Annotated in this window: 14 protein-coding genes; 12 read left to right on the top strand and 2 right to left on the bottom strand. The window is 36.9% G+C overall.

Annotated elements, in window-relative coordinates:
* Positions 1-520: 520 nt before the first annotated feature.
* Together BIZ36_RS15070 and BIZ36_RS15075 are read right to left on the bottom strand one after the other, a co-directional pair.
* Complete coding sequence (locus tag BIZ36_RS15070; RefSeq protein WP_187458723.1) at positions 521-2,458, bottom strand: peptide-N-glycosidase F-related protein; 1,938 nt, start codon at positions 2,456-2,458, stop codon at positions 521-523.
* 284 nt (positions 2,459-2,742) lie between these two features.
* Positions 2,743-3,351 (bottom strand): RNA polymerase sigma factor, encoded by a 609-nt coding sequence (locus BIZ36_RS15075; protein ID WP_222937417.1) that lies wholly within the window; start codon positions 3,349-3,351, stop codon positions 2,743-2,745.
* A 107-nt stretch (positions 3,352-3,458) separates the two neighbouring features.
* Between BIZ36_RS15075 and BIZ36_RS15080 the strand changes: the two genes are divergently transcribed.
* The 12 genes from BIZ36_RS15080 to BIZ36_RS15135 all read left to right on the top strand — a co-directional run bounded on the left by BIZ36_RS15080 (position 3,459) and on the right by BIZ36_RS15135 (position 23,446).
* The gene (locus BIZ36_RS15080; protein WP_187458724.1) at positions 3,459-4,649 is read left to right on the top strand and encodes a FecR family protein; all 1,191 of its coding nucleotides are present in this window, start codon (positions 3,459-3,461) and stop codon (positions 4,647-4,649) included.
* 86 nt (positions 4,650-4,735) lie between these two features.
* On the top strand, positions 4,736-8,476 hold the full coding sequence (locus tag BIZ36_RS15085; protein WP_187458725.1) for a SusC/RagA family TonB-linked outer membrane protein: 3,741 nt from the start codon (positions 4,736-4,738) through the stop codon (positions 8,474-8,476).
* A gap of 18 nt (positions 8,477-8,494) precedes the next feature.
* On the top strand, positions 8,495-10,354 hold the full coding sequence (locus tag BIZ36_RS15090; RefSeq protein WP_187458726.1) for a SusD/RagB family nutrient-binding outer membrane lipoprotein: 1,860 nt from the start codon (positions 8,495-8,497) through the stop codon (positions 10,352-10,354).
* Positions 10,355-10,567: 213 nt separating this feature from the next.
* Complete coding sequence (locus BIZ36_RS15095) at positions 10,568-11,488, top strand: helix-turn-helix domain-containing protein (RefSeq protein ID WP_187458727.1); 921 nt, start codon at positions 10,568-10,570, stop codon at positions 11,486-11,488.
* Positions 11,489-11,565: 77 nt separating this feature from the next.
* Entirely contained in the window at positions 11,566-12,501 is a 936-nt protein-coding gene (locus BIZ36_RS15100; RefSeq protein WP_187458728.1) for a nuclear transport factor 2 family protein, read from the top strand.
* Entirely contained in the window at positions 12,501-12,857 is a 357-nt protein-coding gene (locus BIZ36_RS15105) for a nuclear transport factor 2 family protein (protein ID WP_187458729.1), read from the top strand. Before BIZ36_RS15100 ends, BIZ36_RS15105 begins: the two co-directional genes overlap by 1 nt.
* Before the next feature lie 57 nt (positions 12,858-12,914).
* The gene (locus tag BIZ36_RS15110) at positions 12,915-13,880 is read left to right on the top strand and encodes an alpha/beta hydrolase (RefSeq protein WP_286174840.1); all 966 of its coding nucleotides are present in this window, start codon (positions 12,915-12,917) and stop codon (positions 13,878-13,880) included.
* A 118-nt stretch (positions 13,881-13,998) separates the two neighbouring features.
* Entirely contained in the window at positions 13,999-15,072 is a 1,074-nt protein-coding gene (locus BIZ36_RS15115) for an SMP-30/gluconolactonase/LRE family protein (RefSeq protein ID WP_187458731.1), read from the top strand.
* Positions 15,073-15,413: 341 nt separating this feature from the next.
* Positions 15,414-16,847 (top strand): helix-turn-helix domain-containing protein, encoded by a 1,434-nt coding sequence (locus BIZ36_RS15120; protein ID WP_187458732.1) that lies wholly within the window; start codon positions 15,414-15,416, stop codon positions 16,845-16,847.
* Positions 16,848-17,350: 503 nt separating this feature from the next.
* Positions 17,351-20,644 (top strand): SusC/RagA family TonB-linked outer membrane protein, encoded by a 3,294-nt coding sequence (locus BIZ36_RS15125; protein WP_187458733.1) that lies wholly within the window; start codon positions 17,351-17,353, stop codon positions 20,642-20,644.
* A gap of 10 nt (positions 20,645-20,654) precedes the next feature.
* Positions 20,655-22,451, top strand: a complete 1,797-nt coding sequence (locus BIZ36_RS15130; protein ID WP_187458734.1) for a RagB/SusD family nutrient uptake outer membrane protein — start codon at positions 20,655-20,657, stop codon at positions 22,449-22,451.
* A 293-nt stretch (positions 22,452-22,744) separates the two neighbouring features.
* A complete protein-coding gene (locus BIZ36_RS15135; protein ID WP_286174828.1) occupies positions 22,745-23,446 on the top strand; it encodes a 3-keto-disaccharide hydrolase in 702 nt (233 codons plus the stop codon).
* Position 23,447: the final 1 nt, after the last annotated feature.

The following is a 23,447-nucleotide window of genomic DNA, read 5'->3' on the forward strand; positions in this document are numbered from 1 at the left end:
CAAATCAAAGAAAACCACCTCCAGGACACTTGAAAGTAAGGAATTGAAAGCTTATTTGGACCATGTGTACGCCAGCTTTGCTATTTAGAATTGCCTTTGTCAAGAAATCTTTAAAGTTTTTAACTGTTAAAGGATTTACTCTCTCTTAGTAATATAGAAAAACATAAATGAGAGAAATACTAATGAATTTTAAAGATTAGCATTGTTGGGTTTAAGAATTTAATTTCGTATTCTATTTATTTTAATATTTCTTTAGTTGTTTTAAATCTGCATTGTCTAATTTCTACTTGTTAGAAGTAAAAATTAAATGGATTTTTCAGTATACGCTTAATTATAAAATTTCGCGATGCAAATACGTTTCGTAACGTCAAAGGTCTTGAAGAACTGACCCTTAAGATTTCTTTACTTGAAAATTCCAAAGGAAATAACAATGCAAGTTGAAATAAAAATGTCGTGGAATACCACGACATTGTTAATAGGACAATTGTTTCGAAAAAAACAGTTAAATCGATTTAGTAGACTAATTTCTACTGTTTTGTTTGGAAATTCTCTGTTTTAATTTGGAGTCTCCATTGACAAACAGTTCAATTACGTATCTACCATCTTCGTATGAGCTTAAATCTATTTCAAACGTCTTCTCTTTGATATTAGAAAAAGGTATTTTTTCTTGAATGTCACCATCTTTAAGAATGTGTATTTCACCATTGGATTCTGCTACCAGTTGAACCAGTAGTTGTGTGGTCTCACGAATTCTTCTAGGGTATAATTTTACTAGGCTCTGCTCTACGTTGTTATCAATGGTAGGATTATCTTTTACTATAAAATCTAATTGCTCACCTACACCACAATCACTTTCGAATCTATGTAGTACACGACCCTCAAGGTCTGAAATCTGAAGGTATCCGAAACCTTGTTTGGGCATGAACCAAAATTCCAAACCATTATGTTCCGTGTCTTCCAATGACATTCTATATGGTCCAATATCTAACTTTATAGTGTCTTTATATACAGTATCTTTTTTGGTGTTAGAGGGGTGTTTCTCATAAAAGATTTTGTTGTCGGCATTTATAATGCGAACTGTATTTTCCTCTGGGTTATTATTGGTTTGATAGGTAACAACCACATTTTTAGGTATTTCTTTAGGTGAATTGAAGTTGGTGGATTTCATATTGTCACTAATCCATTCATCCGACTTTCCATTGGGGTCCTCCAAAGCAACATTGAATGTGTTTTCACCGAACTTAAAATCAATGATGCCTGGTAAAGTGATGTAAGCTTCCTCATAAAAAGCAAGATTTCCTTTCCAAAGGAATGTCTTTTCTTCGAATCCTTCAGTTCCATATTTTATTTGGACCTCCTTCAAATTTTCCGAACCCAAATTTTTAAGGATAATTTTAGGCTCTATTACGGAAGGGTTTAACCGATTTAATTCAGGAGCGTCGTTGGGCACTAATATTTGCTCCAACGAAACATCATTTGATTTTGTAGGTTTGTTATATTCAAAAACCATGGCGCTTATACTTTCGTAAGCCTGTATATTTTCTTCCGCTACATACGGTTCCATTTCAAAATCGAGGGTGTGGGTAGGTTTGGTAATTGGAAAATCAATTATATCTGGAGACTGTAAGTCTCCGGGACACCAATATGCTCTATCAAAAATCCAAGTGCCTCCTTGCGGGTAGAGATTGTTATCTCCACATTCTTTCCACATATCCCTATGGTCAATGGTCTTACCATCTACTAAAATCTCTCGCCATCTACTACAGAATTCGCTACAACCTTTGGGCTTGTCCATTCCATGGCCGGTATGTAGGACACGAATTCGTGCGAAATCTGCATCTTCCTTCATTTTGATTTCTTTAGGGGAGAGAGATTTTGTAATAGGTTTTTCTGGATTGCCATAACTAAAGCCATCATCATATAATTTGTGAAAGCCTAAGGGTTGAGCAACAGGATCACCCATTTCAAATTTAAAGTCAATTTTAAGTTTCCAGCCTACATTGGCTCCTTCGTATCCCGTATGGTTATAGGTGATTTCTACGCTGTCTCTAAGTATACTTGAAAAATCCGTTACATCAATTTGCCAGCGCCAGTCCCAATCCTTCTTGAAGTTACTACCGTAGGGTGTCAGCATTTTGCCTATTTCCAAGTTTAAGGTATCTCCTTTTAGTCCTCCAACCCGATTAATTCGTATAGGATCCATATAGTCCCAATGCGCAATATCTATGGAATCTGGATGACCTAAAGTAACTTCCATAAAAATTCTTCTAATGGATTCTTGTTGTTTTGGAAAGACTCCCCATGAAGAAAAGAGGTTATTTCCTTGACTCGGATCGCAAATAATGGTAACATTTTCGTGGCTTATTATATTTTTTGTAACCCTTTCTCTTTTAGTGGATTGGCAGTTAAAAAGCAGGGTGGTGATTACTGCTAATAAGAAGTGGTGTTTAAGTTTCATTCGGTAAAATGGTTTGGTTTTGATCATTGAAAATATCTTGAAACCATAAAAAGATCAGGTCTGATGGCCAAGATATAATTTGCTTTTCTGGATTTGAAAGCGCCGAAAATAGTTACATACTTTTAGCAGCTAACCTAAGATTTTGTTAAATCTGATTTATGTACATCCAGAACTTTAAGATATATTAGGAATGTTTAAGGACATACAATTATTAAAAAATGAATAGTATTTCCAGAAGTATATACCTCTTTAGGATAGGGAGAAGACAATAAATATCCCCTACTTTACACTTGGCGAACTTTTAAAAGAGATTGATTATCCGTAATTCCGAACAGTAAGAAAAGTACAGGTTCAATTTTGTGCTGAAGTTTTTTCCTTAAAATTTTAAAAGCTTTGCTCATTTGGTTTTCAACCGTTTTTAAGGATACATTCATAAAGTTTGCTATCTCAATATTGGTTAAACCTTCTCCCTTACTTAGCATAAAAGTTTCTCTGCATTTAGGAGGTAGATTCTGAATTTCCGTTCTTATGAGAACAATTTGCTTTTCAACTAATTCCTCATCTTCCTCTATTATTTGATAGAGGCGTTCCATATGTTTTTCTTCGATAGTCAGCATTCTTCTTTCGCTTCTCAAATGGTTAAGAAAACCATTATAGACAGATTTATAGAGAAAACTTCTAAGGGATTCAACGTGCATAAGTCGGTCTTTTTGCTCCCAAAGCTTAATAAAAACATTCTGCACTATATCCTTGGCACTGTCTTGGTCATGTGTAAGGCTATAGACATAGACGCAAAGCCTGTGGTGATAGCTGTCCATTAGATATTCCAAGGCTTTGTGATCACCTTCTCTTAAGGCCTGCTTTACCTGAAAATCATTATGATATTTGCTCAATACGGTGTAATTAATCTTAAAGAAATGTTATGCAATGTAAAAAAAATATTAAAAAGGCATAGGGGTGTTGCAATTCTGATGTGTCTTACAGGTATAAACTAAAAAGTTTGAACGAAAGAATACAAGATATCATAGTAAAGTATTTTTCTAAATCGGCCTCAGAAAAGGAATTGATTGAATTGACGGAGTGGTTAAAGGAAGAATCTAATGTTTTGTTGTTCGAAGAATTCATACGGACCAACTATTTAATTGATCACTGCATGCTTGATTTCGATACTGATAATGAGAAGAGTAAAGTTCTCGATAAAATTAAGTCAGAAGAAAGGAGGAAGCGAAAAATAAGAAGATTGGTCTTTTTAAAATATGCTGCTTTACTCCTTGTACTATTGGGAGGTGTGTTCACCTATGTTTTCAACTCAGGGAAATTTTATAAAAGTGAAAAAGAAAAGAAAACAGTTACGGTCCCTGTAGATGACGTTATGCCTGGTCATGACAAAGCGATTCTTACTCTTGAAAATGGTGATGAGATTGTTTTAGAGAAGGAAAGGGAGGTTCAATTAAAGCAAGCAAATCAAGAGGGTGAGCGTTTGGTGTACAAGCAGAATTCTAATATTGATGAGGAAAAGGAGATTTATAACTTTTTAACCATTCCTAAAGGGGGGCAATTTTTTGTACAACTTTCAGACGGTACAAAAGTGTGGCTCAATTCAGATTCAAAGTTAAAATATCCTGTCAAGTTCTTGAATGGTAGACCTAGGAAGGTGGAATTGTTATACGGGGAAGCCTATTTTGAAGTCACAAAAAGTAAAGGCAATAGCGAGGGTAACATAGCATCACATTTTTTGGTGCAGAGTAAATCCCAAGAAATAGATGTTTTAGGAACACAGTTTAATATTAAAGCCTACCAAGATGAGAAGAATATAACTACCACTTTAGTAGAAGGTAAGATTACGATAGCCTCAGGAAATGCTAAAAAAACTTTGAAACCAATGGAGCAGGCCATTGTAGACCAAGAATCTCCCGGGTCTTTTTCAATCAAAAAAGTTTCAAAAGTATTCGATGAAATAGCTTGGAAGGAGGGCTATTTTAGTTTCAGGCAGAAGTCCATGGAAGATATAATGATGGTCCTGTCTAGATGGTATGATGTGGAATACACCTTTCAAGATTCCCAAAAAAGAACAAAAACCTTCACTGGTGTCCTAGATCGAGGAAATACAATAAGTCAAATATTAATTAACATCCAAAAAACAAATGAAATAAACTATAAGATTAAAGACAAAACAGTAATTATCGATTAAGGGAAGCAGTACAAAGTGCAAAACCATGTTTCCCAAAAGCAACCAAAGACTAATTTAAAACTATTTACTAATCCAAACTTTTTTGTATGGAAAATAACTCAACTAACTTGTTTCTAAGATTTAGAAACAAAAGTTTCCTAGGGTTACTAAGTGCTCTACTTATTTTGTCCACTTCGACATCCTTTAGCTTTTCCCCCAAGGAATCTTTTTTTCAGAATACTAAAATTCTAATAACTACCAACAAAAAAATTGAACTATCAGAACTATTCGAACTATTAAGAGAGCAGGCAGGCTATAGATTTGTCTATAGCGATGACTTAGTGGTCAATGCTCCAAAAGTTCAACTACGTAAGGGTTCTGTTCTGGTAAAAGATTTACTGGAATTGGGACTTTCCCCAGTAGGACTAACTTATGAATTTACCGATAACAATACCATAATAGTAAAAAGAGGTGTTAAGGCTAACACCGTTAAAAACAACAGCACGTACCAATCTTCAATTTCCGGTATTGTTTCAGATGATCAAGGTGTTCCATTGCCTGGGGTGAATGTTGTAGAGAAGGGTACCAGTAATGGTACTTCTACGGACTTTGATGGTAATTATGAAATTCAAGTTGCAGACAACGCAACGTTGGTATTTTCTGCCTTGGGCTTCAAGACCATTGAAAGAGCTGTAAATGGTAATTCCAACGTAAATGTGACCTTAGAGGAAGATACTGAACAACTGGGTGAGGTAGTGGTTACCGCACTTGGAATTAAGCGTGAGCAAAAAGCCTTAGGTTATGCCATGACCGAGGTAAAGGGTGAAGAACTTGCAGAAACCAACACAGTTAACCCGGTTCAGGCGCTACAAGGTAAAGCTGCTGGTGTAAGTATAGGTGGATCAGATGGTGGATTGTTCGGAAACAGTAAAATCCAGATAAGAGGGGTGTCTACCTTAAACTCCAATAACAACCAACCAGTTTTTGTTATCGATGGGGTATTTCTAGACAACAGCGTTTCTAATTCAAGTGCAGATTGGTCCGGTAGTGCCAATGATTATGGTAATATCTTAAAAAACCTGAACCCTGATGATTATAAAAGCGTATCTGTACTTAAAGGTGCGGCAGCTACGGCTCTTTATGGGTCAAGGGGTATAAATGGGGTAGTACTTATTGAGACCAAAGATGGTTCCAATGCTAGAGGTATTGGCGTTTCCATAAAGCAATCTATGGGTGTTGACCGTGTGTTTAAGCAACCTGCTTTGCAGAATGAATTTGGTCCTGGTACCTTGGCAGGTTATGTAAGTTATGGTGATACCAATGAAAATGGGGAATTCTATAGGTTTGATAATTCTCAGTTTTACTATAATGAGGCTGGCAATCCAACCTTGGTAAACCATGGCGGCGGCGGTTTAAGCTACGGCCCTAGGTTTGATGGAAGAATGATTGAGGACTATGACGGAAACCTAATTCCATATACAGCCAATGAAAACAATATGGCAGATGTGTATGATACCGGTTATAATTCCAATACATCGGTAGCTTTGAGCGGTGGTAACGAAAAGGGTAATTTCTATCTTTCCGATTCCTATAACTATAGAACCGGTATTATGCCGGATAATAGTTTTAGGAGAAACTCTTTGATGTTTTCCGGTTCTTATCAATTGGCTCCTTGGTTAAATGCAAATGCATCTATTTCCTATGTTACTTCTAGTTCTAAGAACCCAAGAAATGATATATCGCAAGGTTTCTTTGATGGTACTTTTGAAAGATTGTATGATACGGACAAATATACCCAAAACCAATACTGGCAAGCAGACCACGGGGGGGTTCCTAGCGCTAATTATGGAGATTCTTTTATCAATGTTCCTAATAGAGGTTTGTGGTTTGGTTACTATAATAATGATCAAATCAATGAGGAAAAAGTAATCCGTCCTGTAGTTAGGTTAACTGCCAATGTAACGGATTGGTTTACAGTTGCCGCCGAAGGTAACCTGAACCAATACAATACTAGGTTTGAAAACAAAGAACTTGGTAGTGGCTACGCAAACGAGGGAGGTTACTATGAAGTAAGGCATAATGAAGATATCACAAAAATGGGTAAGTTAACCTTCAACTTTACCCCAAAGATTTCTGAAAACCTTACTTCTCAATTCATCGTAGGAGGTGAAATTTGGAATAGGGAGGCTTCCTATACCAGAGTTCGTACCGATGGAGGTTTAATTGTACCAGGTAAATTTTTCTTGGAAAACTCCAAAAGGGTTAAATTATCCGAAGGAGGCATTAACTCTACAAAGCAAATCAATTCCCTATACTTTTTGTCCAATTTTGGATATAAGGATCAATTGTTCTTGGACATAACCGGTAGAAATGACTGGTCTTCGTCTTTGGTTTATACAAATGGCGAGGGTAATTACTCCTATTTCTATCCTTCCGTTTCTACCTCATGGGTATTTAGCGAAACGTTTAATTCCAACAACATTTTTACCTTTGGTAAATTGCGTGCATCTTGGGCGCAAGTGGGTAGTGATACTAGTCCTTATACTTTAAATAGAACCTATGGTTTAGGTACTTACCAGTTAGAGGATAGTTTTATTTATTTGAATTCTATTAATACCACCTTAGTGGACAGGGGGGTAGAACCAGAGAAAAAGAATTCTTATGAAGTAGGTGCAGACCTTCGTTTCTTTAATAACCGCCTGGGAATCGATGCCGCTTATTATAATGAGACAATCGAGAACCAAATTGGTGAGATTCCAATTCCAAATGTTTCAGGTTATAATAACCTTTTTACTAACATTGGTACTCTAAGTAACTATGGCGTTGAGATTTCCCTTAACGGAACCCCGGTTCAAACAGAGGATTTCTCCTGGAATACCACTTTCAATTATTGGAGAAATACTACCAAAATCAAAGAATTGCACGAGGATGTTGGAGAATTCAAAAACCTTGGAGGTAGTATTACCTATGGTAACTTCCGTATAGGTTCAGTAGGTTTTGAGGATGGGGAGTACGGAGTACTTTACTCAGATAGCAGCCCTAAACTTTACCAAGCTACGGATGAGGCAGGCAATCCGGTTGATAATCCAAACAATGGTAAAAAAGTACTCGTATGGAGTGATTCTAGACGAGGAGCCTATTATGAAAGAAGCTACGAAGCAGAGGAAATTGGTAAAATTCAGCCAGACTTTGAAGGTTCTTTTAACAATGAATTTCGTTATAAAGGTTTGAGTCTTTCTGTATTGTTAGATGCTAGATTTGGAGGGCATATCGCCTCTTATTCCAGTAGGTACGGAACGGCTTATGGATACTTGGAAAAATCCTTGAGAGGAAGGGATGCAGAATATGGTGGTATTTCTTGGACCTCCCAATACGGAGATACCCAAGGTGACACCTATAATGATGGTATTATTCCAGATGGGGTTTTTGCAGATGGACAGGAGGTAACGGCTCCAGACGGTTCAATTGTAAACGTTGGTGGTTTGACCTATCAAGAAGCGGTTGACCAAGGCCACGTGGAGCCTACCCACGCTAGTTTTTATAACTACTTTAGAAATTCATGGGGCCAGGGGGTTGTTAATGATGACTGGTTTACGGAATTGGAATACATTGCTGTACGAAATATTTCATTTGGTTATCAGTTCCCTAGGGCATTTACCGATAAATTGGGTGCTCGTAATTTCTACATTGGAATCAATGCAAGGAATCTAGGTTATCTGCACAACACCATGCCCAATGACATTAACCCTGAAAGCTTTAGGGGAACTTCAAGTAGTGAATCGTTTAGGGAGCGCTCTTTTAGTCCATATGTGTCAAGTTACACCATGACGATTTCAGTAGACTTTTAATCATAAAAATTGATAAAAATGAAACATATATATAAGATACTATTTAGTGCAGTATTAGTACTCGCTATTGGTTGTGATGAGGAGGACTTTGCTGACTTGAACAGCAATCCCGAAGCGGTAGCTGTCGCAGACCTACGTTTTTCAACTGCCCAAGCCATTCAGGATATGTATTCCAACGATTACACTGTTTGGTTCTACAGCAATTTCGATTATATCTTCCCTTGGAGTCAATTAACCACAGCTTCCGTTACAGGAGGGAATTCCGAAGCTTTTGTTGAAATGGGCCCCGCTGGAGGTCAAAGTATTTACCCCAGTCTATACGCCAACGCCCGTGATATTAGAGCTAGAATTGAAGCTCTTCCTGAAGGGGAAGGTGAGGAGTATAGGGCTATGAGTGCCATGACATTTCCTATTGTAATTCACCCGGCCATCACCATTACCGATACGGAAGGATCTATGGTTTATACAGAGGGAGCTTTGGCACCTTATACGTCCCCTCCATTGATTACCCCAAAATATGATAATCAGGAAACCCTGTTCAATACATGGCTATCAGAACTGGATGCTGCCATAGTAGAACTGTCCGCTCCTAATCAATTTAACATTGGTAGCCAGGATATTATCTACAATGGTGATTATCAGAAGTGGGCTAAATTCTGTAATCTACTTAAGTTAAAGATTGCTGCTAGGCTGATCAACAAGGATAGAGCAAAAGCATTATCAATTGCTGAGGAGGTGGCTAGTTCATCTGTAGGATATATGAATACCTTAGATGATGATTTTATCTACAGAAGAGATATTAACTATAGGGGAACCGGTAATGGCCAACAGCCAGGTATAGCAGGAAAGAATATAGTGGACTTCATGCTAGCCAATCAAGATCCTCGTTTACGAGTGATTTATACCAAAAATCATTTTAATGCCGAGGTGGTTCAGGCGTTTTTGGATGCAGATAAGGAGTTGCCCCCATATGTAGAGCAATACGTTACTGTAGACGGTGAAGGTAATTTTGCCGGTTGGTCGGGTCCAGGAGAACCTTGGGTAAGATATGCAGGCGCACCCTTATCACCTGACGAGACATTTGATACCGACAATACTGTTTATTTTAACCAAGGAGAACTATATAGGCTTTCTGCTGGTGATGTTCAAAAACAATATACGGCTACATCAAGCTATACTGAACGGATTACAAGGACTGGTTTCAATTTTACGTATCCCACAAAACCAGGTGGTAGAGTAATGGAGATTATTGATAATTTTCCTCCTTTAGAGGTTATTTTAGGATCCTCGGCGGAAACCAATCTCTATTTGGCAGAGTTTAAGTTATTGGGAGCCAATATACCGGGTACAGCTCAGGACTATTTCAATCAAGGTGTTAGACTCTCGGTAGAAAGACTTGATCGTCTTGCGAAAAATAGTGGTTTGCCCTATTATGAGGAAGACCCAGTGTATACGGATGAGACCATGGCAGCTATGGCATCGACTAAATTGAAGGCAGGGGAAATTGAGGCTTTGTTGGCTCAACCGGCCTATGATTTAAGTATAGATGGCCTAGAGAAGGTTTATATTCAACAATACATTAATCATGCGGGCACACCCAATGATGTTTGGACAACAGTTAGGCGTTCGGGTATTCCTAAAATCAATAGTATACACTTACCAAGGGAAATATTCACTTCTTCTGGTAGGGAGCTTACAGTACCAAGACGCTTCGTTGCCGGTACTCCTACGGAGGACAATAAGAACTTTCCTAACCAAATTCAAGCCGTTGAGGAGCAAGGATTTAGTACGGGAACCAATGATCCTGTCATCTTGAATACCGAAAGACTCTGGTTTGATGAAGAAAATCCAGACTACGGGGCAGGACCTAAAGAGTAGTAATTATTTGAGTTGGCATACGTCATTATTAAGGTTGGGCGTATGTTTACAGTTAGTTTGTTAGTGAAAAAGGCCATTTTCGAATTTGAAAATGGCCTTTTTTTACTTTTGTTATTTCCGCTAATTACATATAAGAAAGTTATGATAGTTATTGACGACCAAAAAAATATGCTTTGAATTTTTTATTTTTAGTTATACCCTGATTAATCGTATTTGAAACACTTTAAGAAAATAGAAGAGTACTGCAAGGCAATTAATATTGAACCTCCCAAACATCCGCATTTTGATATTAGGAGTTTTAATAATAATATGCCAACTATTGTAGAGACCATGGAAGCTTTTAGGCATGAGTTTTACGCCATTGCCCTGAAAGTAGAAGGTGGGGGAAGGGCAATTACAGGTCATCATATAGACTTTCCAGACGGTTCTACTATTTTTTTTAATTCCCCCTTTCAACTAATTTCATGGGATATTGTACCAGATTGGGATGGATATTATATTATGTTTTCGCAAGATTTCGTTGCCAATTCCAAATATCTTCAAGATATATTTAAGCAATTTTCATTTCTAAAAATAGAGAAAACCATACCGTTTGAAATCACCTTACAAGAGGTATCGCCTATAATTTCTATATATGATTCTATTTTTGAAGAATATAATGGTAATAATGATGACAAGTTTATACTTATAGAGTCCTATTTATTGTTGTTGCTCAATTTTGTGAAACGATATTTTAACAAAAAGGTTTCTCTAAATGAGGTAGCTAAAGAAATCAGAAAGACAGATGTAAAAATTTTAGCAAGGTTTCAGACTCTTATTGAAACACGTTTCTATCCAAATTATTCCCTAACCGATTCTTCCAATCTACATTCAACCTCTTATTATGCAAATCAACTATTGATACACCCAAACCACTTAAATTCCATAGTGAAACAAATTACTGGGCATACGGCAAAGCAGCATATACAGAATCATGTATTAAATTTGGCCAAGTCTAGGTTAATACATTCGTCATTGAGTATTAAAGAAATTGCGTACTCACTTCATTTTGATTCTCCCAACCATTTTAGTGTCTTTTTCAAGAAAAACACATCTAAAACACCAAACTCTTACAGAAAAGAGGCCATTCTTTGATTTTTGTACTTCTTCAATTGATTGTCTAAACCTTTAGACAGCTCTAATCCTGAGATTTGTATTGTTAAAAAAATGATATGAAAACAATACTAACACCGCTATTTGCAATTGCAATTGGCTTTTTAAATGCTCAGAATATGAAAGAACCTTCAGACGTGGTAATTGAGATGTTCGTCGCGACTGATCGTAAAGATTGGAACGCGGTAGAAAATAGTTTTGCACCTTCAGTAATTTTAGATTATTCCTCATTTACGGGAGAGTCTAAAAAGGAATTGAACCCCCATGAGATAGTGACTTCTTGGAAATCTATCTTACCAAAATTTGAAAGTACACATCATCAAATAGGTAATATAGTATCCCATGTAGAAAAGAAGAGTGCCTCTGTATCTGTATATGGTACTGCAACCCACTATTTAGAACATGAACACGGAAATATTTGGACTGTTGTAGGGACCTATGATTTTGAACTACTAAAGGAAAGTCAGGGTTGGAAAATCAATAATATGGTTTTCAATTTTAAATACGAGGATGGTAATACGCTATTACCGCACTATGTAATTTCTGGGAGCAATGATAAATCCCAGGCCTCTGGAAAACTTGATCATAAAATTTCCGTTGAACAATTTTTTAGGTATTTGGAAGAAGAGAATGTAGATAATCTCGCAGAATTGTTTGCAGAGGATGGTATTCATATCAATCCATATCATTCCAATATATTTCCAAAAGGTGCACAAGGTAGGTCTGGAATTAAAGCATACTGGTCGCCTGTATTTCCAAGTTTTGAGGGTATGTCATTTCATATAGAAGAAATGTATAGCATGGACAATCAATCCATGGTATATGTGAAATACAGAGGAGATATTCAACTTAAAAATGGGGCGGGTATTTATTCCAACGAGTATTATTCTACGTTCAAGTTCAATAAAACTGGTGAAATAATTGAATATGTAGAGTTATTCAACCCTATTGTGGCGGCCAAAGGATTTGGACTTTTAGAAAAAATAAAAGGCTAATGAAAAGGGAGTACAAACATCTTGATTCATTGACCGATGCTTTGGATTCAAAGGATACGGAAAGGGTTTTGTCCTTTTTAACGGAAGATTGTCTTTTCCAAGCCGGTAATACCCCTGTGGTGAAGGGAAAAAAGCAGATAGGTGAGGTGTTCAATTCATTCTTTCCACAAGTAAGTTCTATATCACATCAAATCACAGATGTTTTTGAGTTTTGTAACACCTTAGTACACATGGGAATTGTCGTCTATACTCGTTTAGATGGGTCGCGATTAAAGGTGCCCTTCTGTGATATCTTTAAAGTACAAAATGGCTTGATCAATGAATATTATATCTATATAGATTGGTCCAATTTATAACCTAAAATTAAAGTTCAAATGAAAGTGAAAATAATTAGTGCTTTTGCCACTTTACTCATGTTAAGTTGCAAAGTTGAATATAGGAATAATGATAAAAAACAAATTAAACAAAATATGAAAACTGTAACATTTAGAAGTGAAGGATTAGATTTAAAAGGAAATTTATATTATCCGTCAAATTATAGTGAAACTGAAAAATATCCAGCCATTGTGGTATCTGGAAGTTGGACAACAGTTAAAGAGCAAATGGCGGGCCTATATGCCAAAAGATTGGCAGAAAATGGGTTTATATCTTTGGCCTTTGATTTTAGGAATTTTGGAGAAAGTGAAGGAGAACCTAGATTTTATGAAAGTCCGGAGTTAAAAAAAATAGATGTCAAGAATGCCGTAACCTTTTTAAGGAGTTTAGAGGAGGTAGATAGTACTAAAATTGGAGCTTTTGGTGTATGTGCAGGTGCCATGTATACGCTAACGGCGGCTGCAGAAGATAGTAGGATAAAAAGCGTAGTTACCGCTGCCTCTTGGTTACATGACTCAGAGGCCATAAAACTTTTTTATGGTGGTGAAGAAGGCGTAAATACAAAAATAACTGCGGCTAAGGAGGCGAAACAAAAATACGCCCAAACAGGTGAAGTAGCATACATACCCACCATCTCCCAAACAGATGAAAATGCCGCAATGTATGGGCCATTTGACTATTATTTAAATACAGATAGAGGGGCTATTTCCCAATGGAGCAACGATAAATTTGCAGTTGCCGGTTGGGAAGATTGGTTAAGTGCAAATCCAATGACTGCTGCAAAAAACTTAAACCAACCTACTCTAATGATTCATTCAGATGGTGCAGTTTTACCGGACTATACCAAGAAATTTTATAATGAAGTAGCGGCAAAGGATAAAGAATTAATTTGGTTAGAAACAAAATTGGAATCTCCTTTTCATCAGTTTTATTTCTATGATCAAGAAGATGAAGTATCAACGTCCATCAATAATGCTAGTGCATGGTTCAAGGCCAAAATGTAATTTTGATATACAAGGCTAAAAGTTGCTATTGGCATTATTGCCAATAGCAACTTATTTAGAATGGTATTGTAATGAATTGAAGAACATTTCTACTAAAGCTACTTTTAATCTATCTATTATGAAACATCTGGTTATTTTATGCTTCGGTATTTTGATATTTTTCTCATGCAAGGACAAGGCAAAAAGTAATTCTGAACCAATGGACGATGACAAAAAAGAGAAAGTAATTCAAATTGCTAGTTTTAAAGGGCAGCAAGTTACAGGAGTAACCGTGGCAAATTCTGGAAGAATTTTCGTTAATTTTCCTCGCTGGCGAAATGGGGTCCGAAACGCTGTTGTTGAAATAAAAAATAATGAATATAAAAGCTTTCCTAACCAATCGTGGAATAATTGGGAAATTGGTGATAAGCTGGTAGATGATAAGTTTATTGCTGTACAATCTGTTGTTGCCCATGAAAATTTTCTTTATATCCTAGACACTAGAAACCCACTATTTGAAGGGGTCTTAGATGCACCAAGAATATTTGTCTTTGACTTGGATACTCACGCCTTGAGTAAAACGCTAATCTTAGATAAGGAGAGTTACCATTCTAACTCATATATAAACGATTTGAGGGTTGACAGTAAGAATAACAAGATTTATTGTATAGATTCTGCCCACGCCGGTCTAGTTATAATTGATTTAAAAGAGGGTTTGACTAGAAGGATATTAAATGATCATTTTTCTACCACAGCGGAAATGTCTTATCTAAATTTTAAAGGGAAAAGATGGAACAACACGGTACATTCAGATGGTATTGCTCTTGATCAAGATAACGGCAAATTATATTACCATGCCCTTACGGGTTACAAACTCTATTCCATACCTACAGAAAATCTATTTGAAAAAACTGAAAATGAAATAGAAAATCTAATATCGTTGGAGGCGGAGACAGCAGCACCAGATGGAATGATATTAGATGCTTATGGAAATTTATATTTTGCAGATTTAGAGAACGATAAAATACAGTACAGAACCCAAAAAGGAAAGATTAAAACCCTTGTAGAAGGAGAGAATGTGAAATGGGCAGACACTTTTAGTATACACGATAATTACCTGTACTTCACAAATTCTCGAATCAATGAAGTTGACGGAGATATTTCCAAAATGACCTTTACACTAAATAAAATTCAACTGCCAGCTTCGGAATAAGGCTAACTCTATGACACTCTATGGGTTTCAAAAATTGTGCTTAAAATTACTTTTTCAATTTTTCACATTAAAAAAAAGAGAAAAAAATTAAAACTACTTAAGTCACTGGTTTTTGCAGGTACTCTAGCATTGTTTTTTTCGAAAAACAACTAATTAAAGATTAGAAATCTTTATATTTCACTTCAAATTTTCGTTGGGTCTTGTCGGATTCTTATAGTTCAAATAGAAACGGCAAACAAAGAACAGACTGTTTTGTGTTTAGTGTAAGGAATAGGAAAAACCAACTCAATTTTTCTGGCTCCTGATCCATTTTGAAGTTAAACTACTATAGATTTTAGCGAATGTTAGGCCGTTCGAGCTTGCTATTGATACTACTTCTCTTATCATGTTCTAAAAAGGAACGTCCAGATATCATTTTTGATAATTTTGAAAGCGGTACCTATAAAAACTGGAACAAACAAGGGGTTGCCTTTGGAAGACCTGTTAGTAAAGATTCCATATCCAAAGAAATTAAGAACATCAAAGGAAAATTTTTTGCTTATTCCAATAAGGAAGGCGAAGGTTTGAGTAAGGGTCAAGGAAAACTGGTCTCCAATCCTTTTACGATTAATAGAAAATACATTCACTTTTGGATAGGTGGAGGTAACCATACTACGCGGCAATGCGTTAACTTGATCATTAATAATAAAGTGGTAAGGGTGGCCACGGGGGCAAATGACAGAACGCTCAGAAAAAATGTATGGGACGTTGGGGATTTGGAGGGGCAAGGGGCAGTGATAGAGGTAGTGGACGCCATGGAGTTAGAGTACCAAGGAGCCTCTATACCCCATATATTGGTAGATGATATTACCTTTAGTGATTACAAACACCCAACAAAGCAAATATTCGAGGATTTTGAAAACGGAACCTATAATAGTTGGAAGGTAGAAGGAGAAGCCTTTGAAATTCCTAGAAATAGAACCAACGTCTACTATCCTATTACACCCAATGGCTTTTACGGTAAGTTTTTCGCATTTTCATTTGGTGAGACCCATGATACAAAGGTCGGTAAACTAACTTCGGAACCTTTTACTATAAATTATGATGGTATTCGTTTTATTATCGGTGGAGGAGGACATGCAGGTCTTACCTGTATGAATTTGCTGGTGAACGATTCTATTGTCTATTCCCAAACTGGTCAAAATGATGGTCAAATGCGCCTACACGAATGGGATGTATCTTCCTTTAAAGGTGAAAATGCGGTAATTGAAATAGTAGACAACTATTCCGGTGGCTGGGGACACATCATGGTAGATGATATAATTTTCTTTAATAAACCAGTAGGCTTTACTATTTGGAGGTACTTGGCCTTTGTGGTTTTTATTTTAGTGGTATCGTATATTTTATCAAAAGGAATAATTTTTCCGTTAAAGAAGAGAGAGAAAGCCAGTCAAGCGGAATTGCAAAAATTGGATAACTTAAAACAAGCCCTTAAAAATTCGGAAATATTTAAAGAATCCAATCCCGAGATGAAAGAGGTTGTTCGGGTGACTTCAACTAAAGAAACCGAAATAAATGAATTGTTCGAAAAGGTAGAAGAAACTACACTTACCAATTATCTAAATTTTTTAAGGGTAGAAGAATTTAAAAAATTACTGAAAGATCCAAAAAATGAAGCTTATACTATGATGTATTTGGCAGAAAAAAGTGGTTTTAATTCTAAATCTTCCTTTTATCGGGTTTTTAAGTCGGTAACCAGTTTAACACCCTCCCAATATAAGAATGGCCTTGGATAATTCTTCTCCTTTCTTATTCTAAAACTCTCAAATTTCTATTCTAAAGCTTTGTGCTATTATCAGTTCGTAGCGCCCAGATTTGTCATTTATATGGTGTTTTTCTTTTTAAACTCTCAAAAAAGACCGCTCTGGACGATTAAAATCATATTTAATTGATATCCTTTTTTGCTTTTTTTCTGTTTAAAGGTTAAAACATACTTCTTCGCACAAATGTGAACATAACGTTAAACCCTAATGTTTGTAGGGGGTGGGACGTCCCAAAATCTTTAATGGGACATGTTGGCCATTTAAAAATTAGTGAGAGCTCTTTCCCGGAACTACTTTAGAAAAATCAAATCGATGTTAAAATCCCTGACGAATTAGTCACTTCTTTTTAACGGATTTGATGGATAGCCTCTCAACTGATTTTTTCTAAAAAAGAAAATTTAAAATGAGAGACCAAACAAATAACCCTACTGGCCAGTAGCTAAATGATGTTTTAACTAAACTTAAACTATTAAATTATGTGTAAACAGAACAAGTATGGGCAGCGGTGCCCAAAGTTGTTGTCTAAAATATCCGCCCTCCGCTATGGCTTGGGTATTTTTAGTATTGGCTTGCTTTCTTCAAATGCCTATTCCGCAATACCGGATGTCCGGGCTACAAATGTTACGGCCATTGTAGTAAAAAACACCTTACAGCAGGCAATTACAGGCACGGTAGTAGATTCAAGTGGTCTACCCTTAGCCGGTGCCAATATAGTAGAGAAAGGGACGAGTAACGGAACACAAACGGACTTTGATGGAAATTTTAGTTTAAATGTGTCCAACCCAGATGCGGTATTGGTGGTATCCTATATTGGTTTTAAGAGTACGGAGGTACCTATCACGGAAAGTTCCACGCTTAATATTGTATTGCAAGAAGATGCGGAGGGCCTAGATGAAGTTGTGGTGGTTGGTTACCAGAACAAGGAAAAAGCTAATCTAACAGGTTCGGTTGCGGTTATAGATAAGGAAGTATTGCAGAACAGGCCAACCAATAATTTGTCAACCTTGTTGCCGGGTTTGGCTGCAGGCGTATCCGTAGCATTGCCCAATCCCGGTAGAATTGGGCAAAATACAGACAACAGAAATATTCGTATAGGAGCGTTGGCAACCAGAAATACCCCAGGAGTTCTGGTTATTATAGACGGTGTTCAGGCAAGTATTAATTCCATAAACCCCAATGATGTGGAGTCCATTAGTATCCTGCGGGACGCAGAGGCTGCTATTTATGGTTCTAGGGCATCGGAAGGAGTTATAGTCATAACTACAAAAAGGGGAGGTAAACCTTCTATCGAAGCATCCATTAACACCTCTATTGCTATACCCAATATTCATCCGGAAAAAAGCACGACCATAGAATATATGAACTATTTAAAAGAAGGATGGGAACTTTCCAATTCAACGCCCCTATGGAGATTTCCCCAAGTGTTTCAATATATGGAGGATAATAAGTTAACTTCGGAGAGTGCTATTAAAGACGGCAATTTCGCTCACGAAGTAGTAGGAGCTTTTCCAGATACACCATATATGTTATTAGGGGGTAATTCCAATTGGTATGACATTATCTATAACAACGCCATGACGTATACATATGATCTTAATGTATCTGGGTCTTCTGATAAATTAAATTATTATGCTTCGTTAAGAACAGTAGATCAGGGTTCAATGTTGCGTTTTGGAACTAATGAAAACCAAACATATTTTGGAAGGTTAAAAGTTGATTATACGCATAACGAAAAATTTAAGTTTGGTGCCAATATCGGTATTACCACCAATAATTTAAAGGAACCAACTAATTATGAGGCAGCTCAGAACGTTCTTGCTGGAAGGGCTTCCTTTGATCACCCTTACACCCCAGAGGGGCGATATATGAGTTGGAATGCGGCACCGAACCCTATAGGGTTATTTAAAGATGGTGGCAATCGGGAAGCTGTAACATATAGGTTGAATCCACAATTATATGCAACCTATACCCCAATATCAGGGCTTGATATTACAGGAAGATTTACCAAGACCTTCACGGGACTTAAATCTAGATCTATTTTAAAGTCTTTTAGGACCTATTATTTAGATGAAGCTCCAGGAGTATTAAACGCTCAGCAGCCGCAAACCAATGTGTCTGTAAGTAATGTGTTTGATCAAACTTTTATAGGAAACTTAACGGCATCTTATAAAACTTCTATTGGTAATAATCACACAGTAAGGGCTTTGTTAGGAGTTTCTCATGAAGAGTTTATTTATGACACAACTAACGCCTGGAGACGAAATCTTGTTTATGATCAATTGCCGTCTTTGGTGCTAGGGGATTCTGAAGAACAATTCAATAACGATGTTCAATCAGAAATTTCCTTGAAATCTTTATTCGGAAATTTGAGTTATTCATTTAAAGATAGGTACACTGTAGAAGGTACCTTTAGAAGAGATGGTTCATCGAGATTTGCTCAGGGTTTTAAGTATGATAGCTTTTTCAGTTTAGGTGGAGCATGGAATGTTTCCAATGAGAACTTTATCAAAAACCTCGATTTTTCCGCACTCAATAGTTTAAAATTAAGGGCGTCTTGGGGGCAGTTGGGGAATCAAGGTAGTATTGGGGTATATAGTTTTGCGTCAACCCTATCATTAGGTACGGGGGTGTTATTAGGTGCTCCGGGCGCGGTTGCGCCAGCACAGGTTGCCACCTTGGGTAGGTTCCCAAACTTAGACGCAACTTGGGAGGCAGCGGACAAGACCAACTTTGGTTTGGATGCTACTTTGTTCAATAATCGTTTAAGCTTAGAGGGAAACTACTTTATTACAGAAACCAAAAATGCCTTTTTCACTAAAGAATACCCGAGCATACTAGGTGCTCCCGCACCGCAGATAAATGGTGCTAACTTTAAGGCAACTGGTTGGATTGCTTCAGTTGGATGGAATGATAGGCTAGGGAAGGATTTTAGTTACAATGCTCGCTTCAATATTAGTGATGCAAATACCGAAGTTATAACATTGGCAGATAGTCCAGTGGTGGGGTATGGCTACAATGCCTTTGTAGAAGGCAATCCATTGGGCAGTGTTTACGGCTATCAATTTGAAGGTTTGGTAGAAGATGAGGCTGACTTGACCGAATATTATGAGAACATTACCGGAGGCATTACTACCTTATTAAGACCTGGGGATGCCAAATATGCAGATTTAGATGGCGATGGTATCTTGGAAGGACGGGAATATAAGGAGGATGAAGATGGCAATCCTACCGAAGATTCCGGCGATTTAATCAATCTTGGAGATACGGAAAAACATTATGAGTATAACTTCAATTTAGGGCTTAATTATAAGAATTTCAATTTTAGTGCCCTTTTAATCGGGGTTGGAAAGTGGACTGTTTTCGATCAAACGCCGGTAAATTATAGTTTTCCGTGGGTTCAGCCTTATGAACATTATATTGATAATTACTGGACGCCAACAAGAACCAATGGGCATTACCCAAGACCTTCTGTGGTGAATGGGAGCTTTAATAATGCTGTGCAGGGTAATAACTATGTCTTTTCTGATGCTTCTTATATGAAGAGGAATAATGCCTATCTATTATTGAAGAACGTTCAACTGGGCTATACGTTTCCGAAGGTTGTTATGGATAAACTGAATATGAATAAAATACAGTTATACGTTAACGCAAGTGATGTAGGTTTCTTGGTAAACAATATGCCAAAGAGTTATAATCCAGAAAGTCCTTATAATGCAAACTTAACTCCTTACCCCATTACGGTTTCATTAGGACTTAATTTAAATTTTTAATTGAATGGTCATGAATAGAAGATATAAACTGTTAGCTATTATTGTAACAATATTCTTGGGGATTAGCTGTGAGAAGGATTTAAATCTAAACCCAATCAACCAGATAAGCGAAGACGTGTTCTTTACCCAAGAAAACGATTTTAAAATTTTTACGAACCAATTCTATGGGAGTCTTCCAGGGTTTGGCCGATCTAATAGGGATAATTATGCGGATATTGGAAACGCAGGAGGGCATCCCGTTAGTAATAGTGATTACATAGAAGCCCAAGGTAATGGCTTCGGCGCCGATTGGGGAGGTAACTATGCTACTATACGTTTTACCACTTATTTAATTAATCGAGTTCAAGAACTAGAGGATCAAGAACTAAAAAATCAAGTAATGGTCTATGAGGGTGAGGCCAGGTTTTTTAGGGCCTTGGCTTATTTTAGGCTTCTAAAGGATTATGGAGGGGTGCCTATTGTAGATAAAGTGTTGGACTTAAATGATGAAGACATCATATACGGCCCAAGAAACTCAAGACAGGAAGTCGTTGCATTTATCCTTAATGATTTGGATGCCGCTATTGCTTCTCCCATAGGTTCTCTTGTAGAAAGTGTAGATATTGGCAGAGTGAGTAAAAATGCGGCATTGGCACTTAAGGCAAGGGTGGCATTATTTGAAGGTACTTGGAGCAAATATCACGGTACGCCTGGCGATAGCAATAGTTATTTCTCTCAAGCTATTGATGCTTCGTTGCAGGTTATGGAAAGTGGTAAACATAGTCTATTTGACCGCAGGGATGTGTTGGGGGATGACAGCTATAGGTATTTCTTCATATTGGAGACCGACAAGCCTTCAAATCCGGCAGGTTTGGGAAAAGAAAGTCAGAATGAAATTATATTGGCCAATAAATTCAATACGACGGATCGTAATTCAGGTTACATTTCAGTGAATAGTGGTAATTTATCACCCTCAAAAAAAATGGCGGATATGTTCTTGGATAATACAGGGTTGCCAATTACACATCCTAATTCCGTATTTCAAGGATATGGTTTTGATATAGATCCAGCAACAGGTGTTCCAACTAATTATGAGTATTTGGATAGAGACCCAAGAATGAAGAGCGTTTTCGTAGAGCCATTTAGTCAATTTTGGTATCATGAGCCTTACGATCGCAAGTATGATGCTCCTAGCCTACTTAATACAGGAGCTTTTAATGATGGATTCTGGACGAGTTCAACAGGTTATCTAATTCATAAGTTTATTCCAGAGGTAGCCCAAGGGGTTGGAATAGATTACCCTGTAATTCGTTTTGCGGAAGTATTGCTCATTTACGCGGAAGCTTTATTGGAAAGAGATGGGTCTATAACGGATACGGATTTGTCCAAATCTATAAATCTTTTAAGAAACAGAGTGGGTATGCCTGACCTGACCAATGCTTTTGTATCAACAAATGGTCTAGATATGAAAGCAGAAATAAGAAGGGAAAGAAGTATAGAACTCTATCTTGAAGGTTTTAGATTTGATGATTTAAGACGTTGGAAAATTGCCGAAATTGAAATGTCCCAAGATTTTAAATCAACTAAATTTCAAGGAACGCCTTTTGAAGAACCCTTTGAGGTTTTTGATCCAGTTTCTGGTTCAATCAGGGTAATAGATAACTCTTTAAAGGGTTTTACGGCTTATGATACCGACGGATTTGGAATAATTGATGCATCGGTTAATAGAAGTTTTGAAGATAAGCACTATTTATTTCCATTACCATTATTGCAGTTAACGTTAAACCCTCAATTGGAACAAAATCCAGGTTGGTTAGATGGCAGGTAATCCTTGAAACAAATGTATCTACCTTTTAAATTAAGGGCTTTTTCTAAAGGAGCCCTTCTTTTTAAATTAAAAACAAACTTGTAAGGCATACCTAAATGCTCCGCCATTAACGATTATATAAGTTGTTGTATGTTAGGATATAGGACGTCCCAATCCAGTCTTGGGACAAATTCGAGGCCAAATTCAAAAACTTAATCAAGCACAAAATTTACTTTTAAAAGTTTGCAAGCAAAAGTTCAAAACTTAATGCCAAACTATGATTATAATTCAAGATTCACATATAACATAAATAAATGAACTACTATTCTCAATTGCAACAAAGTCTCCATAAGCGGGGATTATTTTCAATCATAGATCCAATATTTCAAGGAGTATCAGTATCTATGGTACTTATACTGCTCCTTTCCTGTACTACGGTTAAAGGGCAAAAAACCGAAGTTCTTTTTGATGGGGTTTCTATGAAAGGCTGGAAAGTGCTCAATGCAAGGAATGCAAAATTTTGGGCAGTAATGGACAGTACTTTGGTAGGTGGTGATGGTCATACCAAAATACCTGAAAACACCTATTTGCATACCCTTAAGGAATATCAAGATTTTGAATTAAGATTTCTCTTTAGAATTACGGGAGATCATAGTACTGGTTTGATCAATAGTGGGGTGCAATATCGATCCACTATTAAAGATGGTCATATTATAGGTTACCAAGCAGATATAGGTAAGGGCTATTGGGGAGATATATATGATGAGCATAGAAGGGGAAAGTTGGTTGACGGTGACTTAAGTATCTTAAAACATCTTTTAAAAGAAGATGGATGGAACAGCTATATCGTTAGATGTAAAGGGAATCGGCACGAGCTTTACATTAATGGTGTAAAAACCGCAGATTATGTAGAAAAGGATGCAGCAATACCTAATAAAGGGGTTATAGGGATTCAGGTGCATAGTGGCGGCAATGCCATGGTAGAATTTAAAGAACTAACCCTTACTGCACTTTAGA

The sequence above is a fragment of the Cytophaga sp. FL35 genome (assembly GCF_014349235.1).
In the GTDB taxonomy this organism is placed as follows: Bacteria; Bacteroidota; Bacteroidia; order Flavobacteriales; family Flavobacteriaceae; genus Euzebyella.